Genomic DNA, 12,735 nt, shown 5'->3' with positions numbered 1-12,735 from the left:
CTTTCTTTTTGTCCCCCCGGTGTTTGTTTCTTCGCCCCCCCGGGGGGGGGGGGGGCGGGGGTGGGGGGGGGGGGGGGGGCCGGGGCGCCCCCCCCCCGGGGGGGGGGGGGGGGGGGGGCGCCCCCCCCCCCCCCCCCCGCCGTTCACCTGACCGGGTCCCTCGGATGCCTCGGATCGCGTAACCAACTCACTCCATCGGCCGTTCCCGGCACGGCGACAGCGCCCGTCGTCCCCGGCCGACCGAGTGGATGTGCCTTGCCCAGGTTCAGTGTCATCGTCCCCGCGTACAAGGTGCAGGCGTATCTGCACGAGTGCCTGGAATCGGTGCTCACCCAGTCGTACCCGGACCTCGAACTGATCGCGGTGGACGACTGCTCGCCGGACGCGTGCGGCGCGATCATCGACGAGTTCGCGGCCCGCGACCCGCGGGTGCGCGCCGTGCACCTGCCGCGCAACCGCGGTCTGGGCCCCGCGCGCAACGCCGGCATGGCCGAGGCCACCGGCGACTACCTGGTCTTCCTCGACAGCGACGACACCCTCACCCCGGGCTCCCTGCAGGCCGTCGCCGACCGGCTGAAGGAGACCGGCGACCCCGACGTCCTGGTCTACGACTACGCGCGCACCTTCTGGACCGGCGAGACGGTGCGCAACCAGGCCGCGGCCCAGCTCGCCGAGGAGGGCCCGGCGCCCTTCCGGCTGACGGACCGGCCCGGTCTGCTGCGGCTGCTGATGGTCGCCTGGAACAAGGCGTACCGCCGGGAGTTCGTCGAGGCCGAGGAGCTGGCCTTCCCCACCGGCTACTACGAGGACACGCCCTGGACGTACCCGGTGCTGATGTCGGCCGGGTCGATCGCGACCCTGGACCGGGTGTGCGTGCACTACCGGCAGCGGCGCCGCGGCGGCATCCTCGGCACGGTCAGCCGCCGGCACTTCGACGTCTTCGAGCAGTACGACCGGGTCTTCGCGTACGTCGACAAGCGCCCCGAGCTCGCCCGCTGGCGGCCGCTGCTGTTCCGGCGGATGGTGGACCACCTGGTCGTGGTGTTCGCCCGCCGGGACCGCCTGCCGCGCCGCAACCGCGCCGAGTTCCTGCGCAAGGCCCGTACGTACTACCGGCGTTACCACTGCCCCGCCGGACCGTTGCCGCCGCGGGCGCGGCTGCACCACGCCCTGGTCCGGATGGGGCTGCACCGCACGTACCACGTGCTGCGGTGCACGGCGGCCCTGCTCCGCCGTGCCGCGCGGACGGCCGTCCGGCTGCGCAGGGCCCTGCGGGCGGGCGCCCTGCGCCTGCACTACCGCGTGCAGCGCTGTCTGCCGGTGCGCGCGGACCGGGCCGTGTTCGCCGCGCACGGCGTGCCCGGCCACGGCTGCCACCCCGGCGCCCTGGAGCGGGCGTTCCGCGCCCACGCCCCGCACATCCGCACCGCCTGGGTCACGGGTGCCGGGGAGCGGGGCGCCCTGCCGTCCGGTGTGCGCCCGCTGCGTCCGGACACCGCCGCCTACTGGACGGCGCTGGCCCGCTCCCGGTACCTGGTGCACAACGCGGCCTTCGACCGCCGGCTGGTCAAGCGGCCCGGCCAGGTGCTGGTGCAGACCCGGCGCGGCACCCCGCTCAAGCGCACGGGCCTCGACCTGCGCGGGCGCCCCGGCGCCGACCCGGACCCCGGCGGGCTGCTGGAGGACGTCGACCGGTGGGACTACCTCGTCTCCCCCAGCCGGCACGCGACCCTGACCTGGGAGCGCGCCTTCCCGGGCGCGTACACCGTCCTGGAGTACGGCAACCCGCGCGCGGACGTGTTCCTGCGGGCCACCGCGGCGGACATGAGCCGGGTCCGCCGGAAGCTCGGCGTGCCGGAGGACGCGGTCGTGATCCTCTACGCCCCGACCTCCCGCGCCTACCGCCGCACCCCGGTCGACCTGCATCGCGTGCTGCGCCGGCTGGGGCCGCGCCACATCGTCCTGGCCCGCGCCCCGCACGGCCACGACGGCCCGCTCGCCGCCCCCTCGGACGGGGTTCTCGACGTGACCGGCCACCCGAGCGTCGAGGAGCTGTGCCTCGCCTCGGACGCGCTGGTCACGGACTACTCGTCGATCATGGTCGACTACGTCTGCCTGGACCGGCCGGTCGTGCTCCTCACCGACGACTGGGAGACCCACGAGGCGGTCCGGGGCACCTACGTCGATCTGCGGGCCTGTCCGCCGGGCGCGGTGGCGCGCGGCGAGGACGAGCTGATCGACATCTTCGCGTCCGGTCACTGGCGCGGGTCGCGTTCGGCGGAGCTGCGGAGCGCGTTCCGCCGGCGCTTCTGCCCGCACGACGACGGCCGGGCCGCCGAGCGGGTCGTCCGGCACGTGGTGCTCGGCGAGCCCGGCAGCCCTCCGGTGGTGCCGCCCGCCCGGCGGCCGGTGCCGCCCCCGGTCGCGTCGCGTCCGCGGGCCCCGCTGGGGGCGGTGCCGCAGCCGGCTTCGCCCCGGACCGTCACCGAGAGCCACTGAACAGCGTTGTCCCCGAGAGGAGTCCGCATGCCCTCCAGTCCGTCACGGCCCACACCGAGCCGTCCGCAGACCCGGCGCCCCGCCGGGCGGCCCGGCCGGTGCCGGGCCCGCTGACCCGGTCCGAACCGTCGTCGGCACGGCCGCCCCGCACCTCGACAGAAAGAGCAGTATGCCCCGCTTCAGCGTCGTCGTTCCGTCCCATGGTGTCGCGAGCCGGTTGTCCCGGGCGCTGGACTCGGTCCTCACCCAGTCCTTCGGCGACGTCGAGCTGATCCCGGTCTGTGACGGCCCCGACTGCCCGGCGGCGGACGTCGTCTCCCGGTACGCCGGGCGGGACCGCCGGGTGGTGCCGGTGCACGCGCCCCCGTCGGAGGGGACGGCCGGGGCGCGCAACACGGGGCTGCGCTCCGCCACCGGTGACTGGGTGCTGTTCCTGGACGGCGACGACGAGCTGGCGCCGGGCGCGCTGGCGGCCCTGGCCGGGCGGCTGCCCGAGACCGGCGCCCCGGACGTCGTGTACTACGGGCACGAGCGGGTCCCCTGGTGGACGGGCGAGCCGGCCGAACCGGCCGCGCCGCTGCTGGCCCGCGCCCCCGACGGGGTGTTCCCGCCCGCGCGGGTCCCCTGGCTGACCGGGGTGGGGCTGCCCGCCTGGAGCGCGGCCTACCGGCGGGCCTTCCTCGCCGAGCAGGGAATCGCCTTCCCCGGCGGCCACTTCACCGACGTCGGCTTCGGCGGACTGGCCGCCCTGGCCGCCGAGCGGATGGCGGTGCTGCGCCGGGTCGTCGTACGGCACCGGCTGCGGCGGCAGGGCAGCCGGCTGAACCGGCCGGGCGCGCACCACGCCGAGCTGCTGGACCAGGTGGAACTGGTGCTGACCCGGGCCGCCGAACGGGGGCTCCCGGCGCGCCGCCACGGGCCGCTGTTCATGGAGCTGTTCGCGGCCGTGCTGAAGACGGCCGCCCATCCGCGACGGCTGCCGCACGGGCGGCGCGCGTTCTTCCGCCGGGCCGGTGTGCTGTACCGGCGGCACCGCCCGGCCGGGTTCCCGGCGCCGGGCGGCAGTCTGGGGGTGCAGCACCGCTTGCTGGCGGGCGGCGCGTACGCCGCGTTCCGGGCGCTGCGCGCGGCCAACCGGGCGGTGAGCGGGATCCTCGCGCGGGTGCCGCGCCCGCAGGGGCCGCGCACCCGGCTGCGCTACCGGCTCCAGCTGCGCCGCCCCCTGGACCGCAACCTCGCGGTGTACTGCGCGTACTGGGGCCGCGGCTACCTCTGCAACCCGGCCGCGATCCACTCCAAGGCCCGCGAACTGGCCCCGCACCTGCGCTCGGTGTTCCTGGTCGAGGCGGCGCAGGCGGCCACGATGCCCGAGGGCGTGGAGTACGCGGTGATCGGCAGCCGCACGTACTGGGACGTGCTGGCCCGCGCCGCGTACCTGGTGAACAACGCCAACTTCGCGGACGCGGTCGTCAAGCGCCCGGGGAGCGTGCACCTGTCCACCCAGCACGGCACGCCGCTGAAGAGGATGGGCGCCGACCAGGCGACGTACCCGGTGGTGGCCGCCGCGACCGGAAGCTTCGCCCGGCTGCTGGCCCGCGTGGACCGCTGGGACTACAACCTGACCTCCAACCGGCACTCCACGGAGATGTGGGAGAGCGCCTACCCCGCCGCCCACGAGACGCTGGAGTACGGCTATCCGCGCAACGACGTCTACTACACGGCGACCGCCGAGGACGTCGCCCGCGTCCGCCGCGACCTCGGCGTCCCCGAGGGCAGGAAGGCCCTGCTGTACGCGCCGACGCACCGCGACCACGCCTCCGGCTTCGAGCCGGGCCTGGACCTCGGGGCGCTGTGCGAGGAGATCGGCGACGAGTACGTCGTGCTGCTGCGCGCCCACTACTTCTACGACCGGGGCGACCAGCGGGGCTCGGGCCGGATCATCGACGTCACCGGGCACCTGTCCTCGGAGGAGGTGTGCCTGGCCGCGGACGCGCTGATCACCGACTACTCGTCCATCATGTTCGACTACGCCAACCTGGACCGGCCGATCGTCGTGTACGCCGACGACTGGGACGTCTACCGGGAGGTGCGGGGCGTCTACTTCGACCTGATGCAGGCCCCGCCGGGCCGGGTGGCGCGCACCCCGGGCGAGCTGGCGGCGCTGCTGCGGGACGGCTCGTACGCGGACGAGGAGGCCCGGGCGCTGCGGGCCGCGTTCCGGGAGCGCTTCTGCCAGTTCGACGACGGGCGTGCCGCCGAGCGCGTGGTGCGCCGGGTGCTGCTGGGCGAGCCGCCCGAGGCGCTGCCCCCGGTGGTCCCGCTCGCCGAGCGCGTCCCCGCCCCCTCCCCCGCCGCGACGACCCTCGCCAGGAGCTGACGTGCCCCGCTTCAGCGTCATCGTGCCCGTCTTCAAGGTGCAGGGCTTCCTGCGGGAGTGCCTGGACTCGGTGCTCGGGCAGTCGTACACCGATCTGGAGGTGATCGCGGTCGACGACCGCTCCCCCGACGGCTGCCCCGCCATCCTGGACGGCTACGCCGAGCGCGACGCCCGCGTGCGGGTGCTGCACCTGCCGGAGAACGTGGGCCTGGGCCGGGCCCGCAACGCGGGTCTGGCGGAGGCGAGCGGCGACTACGTGCTGTTCCTGGACAGCGACGACCGCTACACGCCGGGTCTGCTGGAGGCGGTCGACGCCCGGCTGACGGCGGCCGACGAGCCGGACCTCCTGGTCTTCGACCATGTGCGCACCCACTGGTGGGGCCGCGGGGGCCGCAGTGAGGCCGCCGACCTGCTGGCGGCGGCCGGGACGGACGTCGTCCGTGTCCGGGAGAGCCCCCAGTACCTGCGGCTGTTCCTGGTCGCCTGGAACAAGGCGTACCGCCGGGACTTCTTCCTGGAGCACGGGCTGCGGTACGCGCCGGGCCTGTACGAGGACGCGCCGGTCACCTACCGCTCGATGGTGCTGGCCGACCGGATCGTGTGCCTGGAGCGGATCGGCGTCGAGTACCGGCAGCGCCGGCGCGGCGCGATCACCAGGACGCCGGGGCGGCGCCACTTCGACATCTTTCCCCAGTACGACGGCCTGTTCGCCTTCCTGGAGGAGCGACCGGACCTGGCGTGGGCGCGGCCCCTGCTGTTCGAGCGCGCGCTGGACCACATGCTGTTCGTGCTGGCCCGCGAGGACCGGGTGCGGCCCGCGGACCGGCCGGACTTCCACCGCGAGATCCGCGCCTTCCACGCCCGGCACCTCCCCGAGGGCTTCGTCCCGCCGGAGGGCCGGCGCGGCACGGAGATGCGGCTGCTGGCGGCGGCGCCCTACGCCTCGTACGCGGCGGTCCGCGGACTGCGCGAGCTGCGGCGGGTGGCCGGGGGCGGTGGCCGGAAGGTGACGCGGGCGGTGTCGGGGCGGGCGCACCGCGCCTGGTACGCGGCCTGTTCACAGCGCCCGCTGGATCCGGATCTCGCCGTCTACTCGGCGTTCTCGCACCGGGGCGTGCTGGGGGATCCGGCGGCGATCCACGCCAAGGCGCGGGAGATCGCCCCGCACCTGCGGGGCGTGTGGGTGGTCCGGGAGGACGCGGTGGCGGAGCTGCCGGACGGCACGGACTTCGTGACGCCCGGCTCGCGGCGCTACCACGAGGTCATGGCGCGGGCTACGTACTGGGTGAACAACGTCAACTGGCCGGGCACGCTGGCCAAGCGGCCCGGCACCGTGCACATCCAGACCCACCGGGGCACCCCGCTGAAGTACATGGGGGCCGACCTGCTGACCAAGCCGGGCGCCCGGCACGGGTTCGACGTGCCGAAGATGCTGCGGCGGGCGGACCGCTGGGACTACAGCCTGGTGGCGAGCCGGCACGCGGAGCTGGTGTGGGAGCGGGCCTACCCGTGTCACTTCACCTCGGTCAGGACGGGCAGCCCGCGCAACGACGTGCTGGTCACCGCGGGCCCGGAGGCGATCGCGGCGGCCCGGGAGCGGCTCGGGGTGCCGGCCGGGAACACCGTGGTGCTGTACGCGCCGACCCGGCGTGACTACCGCAAGGGCGGGCACGTCGACCGGATCGACCTGGCGCGGTTCGCCCGCGACCTCGGTGACGATCGCACGCTGGTCGTGCGGCTGCACCCGTCCCTCGCGCAGGGCGTCGCGCGGGGGCTGGGGCTGGCGGATCTGCACCGCCGGGGCGTGCTGGTCGACGCGACGGACGTGCCGCGGGCCGAGGACGTGCTGCTCGCGGCGGACGTCCTGGTCACGGACTACTCGTCCCTGATGTTCGACTACACCCTGCTGGACCGGCCCCTCGTGGTCCACGCGGACGACTGGGGGGCGTTCACGGCGAGCCGGGGCGCCTATGTCGACCTCCCGGCCGAGGCGCCGGGGCATGTGACGCGTTCGTACGGGGAGTTGGCGGAGGTGTTCGCGTCCGGGGCGTGGCGGGACGGGGAGTCGGCGCGGTCCCGGCGACGGTTCCGGGAGCGGTTCTGCGAGTTCGACGACGGCCTGGCCGCCGAGCGGGTCGTGCGGACGCTGATGCTGGGCGAGCCGATGCCGGGACGGGCGGCGGGGACGGGCCGGGTGCCGGGTCCGGCGGGCCCGCGGTCGCTCCTTGACGCGCGCTGACCGGCATCCGCAGCACGGGACTCACCCGAAGAGGTGACGAGCGTCAGAGTCATTGACCCGGGCGGGGACACTCGGCAGATGCCTCGAACCCCGACACCCTCCTCGACCCGAGCCGCGGGTGCCCCCGCGGGGACCCTCGCGCGGAGGGCCGTGCGCGGCGCGAGCGCGCTGCGCGGCGGTCGCGGCCCGCGTCCGACGCCGTACCAGGCCGTCGGGTTCGTGTTCTGCCTGGTGATGCTGCTGGCGTACTGGGCGGTGCCGCTGTGCTGTGACGCGGGGCAGCACGCGGCGGTCGTGGAGCGGCTGCGGGCGGACCTGTTCCACCCGCGCCATCCGATGGCGGACCTGCCGGGCGCGGGGAGCCCCTACTACTCCCCGTACGCGGTCGCCGAGGCCGTGTTCGCGCTGCTCACCGGGCTGGGCGGCTGGGAGGTGGTGCGGCTGGCCGGGGTGCTGAACCTGCTGGTCCTGCTGACCGGAATCGGGCGGCTGACGCGCGTGCTGACCCCGCGGCCGTGGGCGCCGGTGCTGGCGCTGGGCGCGATGACGCTGCTGTGGGGCACCGAACGGGCCTGGTGGAGCGGCTATCTGAACCTGATGTCGATGACGGGGAACCTCGGGTATCCCTCGGCGTTCGCCATCGGGCTCACCTTCTGGGCCTGGGCGCTGACCGGGGCGCGCGCCCGCGGCGGGCGGGCGGTCCGGTACGTCGGGCCGAGCGGCCAGCCCGGCTGGGCCGGGTACGCCGGGCTCGGTGTGCTCTACGGGCTGATCGTGCTGATCCATCCGATCACGGCGGTGGCCGCGGCCCTGGGGGCGGTGGCGTTCGTCGCCGGCCGGCGGGGTCCGTGGCACGCGGCCGCCGTGCCGCGCTGGGGGCTGACGGCGGCCGTGGCGGCGGCCGTCGCCGCGTCCTGGCCGTACTACGACGTGTTCGCGCTGGCCGGGGACGGCAGCGTGGACGCGATGCACCGGCAGCTGTACGAGCACCTGGGCGGGCAGTTCTGGCTGGCGCTGCTGGGCCTGCCCGCGCTGTGGCTGCGCGGGCGCCGCGCGTCCTGGCGGGATCCGCTGGTGCTGCTGTTCGCCCTCGACTGCCTGCTGGTGGCGTACGGCTGGGTCAGCGGCCGCTACACCTACGGCAGGATCCTCGGGCTCACCCTGGTGCCGCTCCAGTTCGCGCTGGCGGTGGAGCTGGCGGCGCCCCGGCCGTGGGGCGCGGCGCGCCGGACGCTGGGCCTGGCCGCCGCGGCCGGTGCCTGCGCCGCGTTCCTCACCGTGCAGGGCGGGGCGGTGCTGCCGCGCGCCCTGGATCCGCTGGGGCTGGAGCAGCCGTCGCGCTGGCCGTCGTACGCGTGGGTGGCACGGCATGTGGCGAAGGGCGAGGTGGTCGTCTCCGACGGGCACTACGCCCCGCGCTCCCTGCCCGGCTACGGGGTGAACCTCGCCGCGCCGGTGTGGCCCGACCCGGCGCTGGACGAGCGGGAGCGGGAGCGCCGGCTCGCCGACGTCCGCGCGTACCTCTCCCCCGACTCGACCCGCGCCACGCGTACGGCCGTCGCCCACCGGTACCACGCGCGCTGGCTGCTGCTGACGCGCTGGAAGAAGGTGCCGGAGGAGGCGGTCGTCGTGGCGTGGAGCCGGGAGACGGGGGAGGTGCTGGCGCGGATCGGCTGACGGGCCGGGGTTACTCGATGACGAGCTCGACGGCGATGTTGCCGCGGGTGGCGTTGGAGTAGGGGCAGACCTGGTGGGCCTGCTCGACCAGCTTGCGGCCGGTCGGCTCGTCGAGGGTGTCGGGCAGCTCGATGCGCAGGGTGACCTTGAGGGCGAAGCCCTCGCCCTGCTTGCCGATGCCGACCTCGGCGGTGACGGCGGCCTCGGAGACGTCGATCTTGGCCTGGCGGCCGACGACGCCGAGCGCGCTGCCGAAGCAGGCGGCGTACCCGGCGGCGAACAGCTGCTCCGGGTTGGTGCCCTGACCGTTGCCGCCCAGCTCCACCGGCGGGGCCAGCTTGAGGTCGATGCGGCCGTCGTTGGAGACGGTGCGACCGTCACGGCCGTGGGTGGCGGTGGCGACTGCGGTGTAGAGCGCGTCCATGGAGAACCATCCTTCTGTGGGTCGTGACGGACGCCGGGCGTCCGTGACTGAGCGGCCCGCCCCGTTCCGTCCCGGGGCCGCCGCATGACGGCAAGTAGAGCACGCAATTCAATTGTGTGCAACTGAATGGCACACAGGGGAGTTACGCTGGAGGCATGACGACCACGCCCACGGCCGACTGGCTCCGCCTCGATCAGCAGATCTGCTTCTCCCTGAACGCGGCCTCGCGCGCCTTCGGCGGCGTCTACCGCGTGATCCTGAAGGAGCTCGGCCTCACCTACCCGCAGTACCTGGTGATGCTGGTGCTGTGGGAGCAGGGCGAACTGCCCGTGAAGCGGCTCGGCGAGCAGCTGCGCCTGGACTCCGGCACGCTGTCGCCGCTCCTCAAGCGGCTGGAGGCGGCCGGCCTGGTGCACCGGGAGCGCAGCGCCCGCGACGAGCGCTCGGTGGAGGTGCGGCTGACGGGGGAGGGCGAGGCCCTGCGCGAGCGGGCGCTCCAGGTGCCGCGCCGGATCGCCGCGGCCACCGGGTTCGGGGTGGACGAGATCCGCGAACTGCGGGAGCGGCTCGACCAGCTCACCTCCGCGCTGGACGCGGCGGCGCTGGAGGAGGCGCGAAGTTAGGGATGTCAGCACCCGGGCCGCCTCCGGGCCACTCAGGGGCCACCATTCGTACTATTAGCTGACATTCAAGGAGCGGCTGCGGCGTATCTCCGCATCCGCTCCTTTTGTCCGTCCTACGATCCGCGGTGACGAGTACTGAACCGGCCCGCGGTCGTCATCGTCTTCCGCCACGGGCCGCACCTCCCGCCCCACGGGATCTGCCGCACCATCCCTACGACCCGGACCGTGGCCCCATGCACCCACCGCCCCCGCCCACCCCGCCCGACCGGCAGGTCGCCGTGGTCGTCATCGGCTACGACGACGCCGCCCATGTGACGACCGCCGTCCGCTCGGCGCTGGCCCAGGGCCCCGTCGTGCGGGAGGTGATCGCCGTCGACGACTGCTCCACCGACGACAGCGCGGCCCGGCTGGCCGCCCTCGCCGCCGGCGAGCCGCGCGTACGGGTCGTGCGGCGGCTGGTCAACAGCGGCGGCTGCGGCAGCCCGCGCAACACCGGCCTGGACCGGGTGAGCGCGCCGTACGTCATGTTCCTGGACAGCGACGACGTCCTCCCTCCGGGCGCCGCCCGCGCCCTGCTCACGGCGGCGGACGGCGCCGGCGCGCAGGTCGCGGGCGGCCTGTGCGTACGGCGGGAGCTGCCCGAGGGGCGCGAGGTGCCCTGGGAGCCGTCCCTGTACGCCGCGCCCGCCGTTTTCGAAAGCCCCGCGCAGCGCCCCCGGCTGGTCCACGACACCCTCTGCGTGAACAAGCTCTACCGCACCGACTTCCTGCGCGCGCACGGCATCCGCTTCCCCGAGGGCCGCTTCCCCTACGAGGACTTCGTCTTCACCGCGCGCGTCCTCGCCGCACGCCCGCGCGTCGCCCTCGTCCCCGACCGGGTCTACGTCTGGCACGTGCGCCGCGCGGCGGGCCGTCTGTCGATCTCCCTGGACCGCGCGGACGTCAGCAACTGGCGGGCCCGCACGGAGGCGAGCCGGCTCGCCCACGAGATCCTGCTGGGCTCCGGGCAGAAGGAGCTGGCCCGGGCCGCGCGCGCCAAGTTCCTCGACCACGAGCTGCGGATGTACGCCCGCGAGCTGGGGTTGCGCGACGCGTCCTACCAGCGCGCGTGGTGGGCGCACACCCGTGCGTACCTCGCCGAGTACGACGCCTCGGACTGGGCGCACAACCCGACCGCGCCGGGCCGCCTGATCGGGCGGATCGTCCTGGCCTCACCCGAGCCTCTCGACCTGCCCCGGCTGCGCGACCTCGCCTCCCGCCCCGCCCGCCTGCTGCCGCCGTACGCCCGGGCCGCCGACGGCACCCCGGTCTGGTCGGCCGGGCTTCCCCAGGTCACCCTGGAACCGCTGCTGACGCGGCCCGTCGACGTCCTCCCGCTCGCCGTGGACGCGGAACTGCGCCCCGGCGCGCGCACCGCCGTCCTGCGGCTGCGTCTGCACGAGATGTACGGGCGGGTGGCACGCGCCGGGCCCGAGGCGCTGGAGGTGGAGTGGCGGTGCCGGGAGACGGGGCACACGGCGGGGCCGCCCGCGCCGGTGCGGCTGGCGGAGCCGGACGGCGGGACCTGGCGGGCCGAGAGCCCGGTGCGCTGGGCCGCGTTCGGCGCCGGCACCTGGGACCTGCGGCTGCGCGTCCGCTTCCGGGAGGGCGCCGACCGCGAGGTCACCGCGCGCGCCCTCGCGGGCACCGGCGCGCTGCGCCGCCGCGCGGTCCTGGGCGCCGGGCACACCGTGGTCCTCGTCCAGCCGTACGCCACCCACTCCGGGGCGCTCGCCGTACGCGTCGCCCCGGGACTGCGGGGAGTCCTGTCCGTCGTACGCGGCAGACTCCGCCGCCTGCTTCACTGACAGCGACACCGACCATGCACGAACAGGCCACTGATGAGGGGACGGCCGCACATGACCTGGCTGATCACCGGCGGCGCCGGTTACATCGGAGCACACGTGGTAAGGGCGATGACCCAGGCGGGCGAGCGTGCCGTGGTGTACGACGACCTGTCCACGGGCATCGCCGACCGGGTGCCCGACGGCGTCCCGCTGGTCGTGGGCTCCACCCTGGACGGCGACCGGGTCGCCCGCGCCCTCGCCGCCCACCGGATCACCGGCGTGGTCCACCTGGCGGCGAAGAAGCAGGTCGGCGAGTCCGTCGACCGGCCGCTGCTCTACTACCGGGAGAACGTCGAGGGCCTGCGCGTCCTGCTGGAAGCGGTCACGGCCACGTCCCACGTGCGCTCCTTCGTCTTCTCCTCCTCGGCGGCCGTCTACGGCACGCCGGACGTCGACCTGGTGACCGAGGAGACGCCGTGCGCGCCGATCTCGCCGTACGGCGAGACCAAGCTGGCGGGCGAATGGCTGGTCCGGGCGACGGGCCGGGCGACGGGCCTGTCCACGGCGTCGCTGCGCTACTTCAACGTGGCGGGCGCCGCCGCCCCGGAGCTCGCCGACACCGGTGTCTTCAACGTCGTCCCGATGGTCTTCGAGAAGCTGACGCAGGACGCGGCCCCGCGCATCTTCGGCGACGACTACCCGACCCCGGACGGCACCTGCGTCCGCGACTACATCCATGTGGTCGACCTCGCCGAGGCCCATGTGGCCGCGGCCCGCGCCCTGCAGTCCTCGCCGGGCCACTCCCTCACCCTCAACATCGGCCGGGGCGAAGGCGTGTCGGTGCGCGAGATGATCGACCTCATCAACGCCGTCACCGGCTACGACCGCCCGCCGACGGTCACCCCGCGCCGCCCCGGCGACCCGGCGCGCGTGGTCGCGTCCGCCGACCGCATCGCGACCGAGCTGGGCTGGAAGGCGAAGTACGACGTCCGCGACATGATCACGTCGGCCTGGGCCGGCTGGGTGCACAGCCACCCCGGGGCCGCCCGGGACTGAGCGCGGGCCGCCGG

Annotated in this window: 8 protein-coding genes; 7 read left to right on the top strand and 1 reads right to left on the bottom strand. The window is 75.0% G+C overall.

Going from position 1 to position 12,735, the window contains the following annotated elements; genetic code table 11:
- The first annotated feature begins 255 nt into the window (after nt 1-255).
- The 4 genes from ACFRAC_RS00185 to ACFRAC_RS00170 all read left to right on the top strand — a co-directional run bounded on the left by ACFRAC_RS00185 (nt 256) and on the right by ACFRAC_RS00170 (nt 8,792).
- A complete protein-coding gene (locus ACFRAC_RS00185) occupies nt 256-2,499 on the top strand; it encodes a CDP-glycerol glycerophosphotransferase family protein (RefSeq protein ID WP_382919047.1) in 2,244 nt (747 codons plus the stop codon).
- Between the two features lie 169 nt (nt 2,500-2,668).
- Nucleotides 2,669-4,876, top strand: coding sequence for a CDP-glycerol glycerophosphotransferase family protein (locus tag ACFRAC_RS00180; protein WP_382919045.1), 2,208 nt, complete (start codon nt 2,669-2,671; stop codon nt 4,874-4,876).
- Between the two features lies 1 nt (nt 4,877).
- Nucleotides 4,878-7,115, top strand: coding sequence for a CDP-glycerol glycerophosphotransferase family protein (locus tag ACFRAC_RS00175; RefSeq protein ID WP_382919044.1), 2,238 nt, complete (start codon nt 4,878-4,880; stop codon nt 7,113-7,115).
- 78 nt (nt 7,116-7,193) lie between these two features.
- Entirely contained in the window at nt 7,194-8,792 is a 1,599-nt protein-coding gene (locus ACFRAC_RS00170; protein ID WP_382919042.1) for a hypothetical protein, read from the top strand.
- A 10-nt stretch (nt 8,793-8,802) separates the two neighbouring features.
- Here ACFRAC_RS00170 and ACFRAC_RS00165 read toward each other — a convergent pair whose 3' ends face one another.
- Nucleotides 8,803-9,216, bottom strand: a complete 414-nt coding sequence (locus tag ACFRAC_RS00165) for an organic hydroperoxide resistance protein (RefSeq protein ID WP_382919040.1) — start codon at nt 9,214-9,216, stop codon at nt 8,803-8,805.
- 155 nt (nt 9,217-9,371) lie between these two features.
- Between ACFRAC_RS00165 and ACFRAC_RS00160 the strand changes: the two genes are divergently transcribed.
- From ACFRAC_RS00160 to galE, 3 genes are all read left to right on the top strand, one after another.
- Complete coding sequence (locus tag ACFRAC_RS00160) at nt 9,372-9,839, top strand: MarR family winged helix-turn-helix transcriptional regulator (RefSeq protein ID WP_382919038.1); 468 nt, start codon at nt 9,372-9,374, stop codon at nt 9,837-9,839.
- 233 nt (nt 9,840-10,072) lie between these two features.
- Nucleotides 10,073-11,686, top strand: coding sequence for a glycosyltransferase family 2 protein (locus ACFRAC_RS00155; protein WP_382919037.1), 1,614 nt, complete (start codon nt 10,073-10,075; stop codon nt 11,684-11,686).
- A gap of 51 nt (nt 11,687-11,737) precedes the next feature.
- Nucleotides 11,738-12,721 carry a UDP-glucose 4-epimerase GalE gene (galE, locus tag ACFRAC_RS00150; RefSeq protein ID WP_382919036.1) on the top strand — a complete coding sequence of 328 codons (984 nt, stop codon included), beginning with the start codon at nt 11,738-11,740 and terminating at the stop codon, nt 12,719-12,721.
- Nucleotides 12,722-12,735 lie beyond the last annotated feature (14 nt).

The sequence above is a fragment of the Streptomyces sp. NPDC056628 genome (genome assembly GCF_042792555.1).
In the GTDB taxonomy this organism is placed as follows: Bacteria; Actinomycetota; Actinomycetes; order Streptomycetales; family Streptomycetaceae; genus Streptomyces.
The sequence above is the reverse complement of the archived record's forward strand: the minus strand, read 5'-3'. Positions and strand labels throughout refer to the sequence as shown.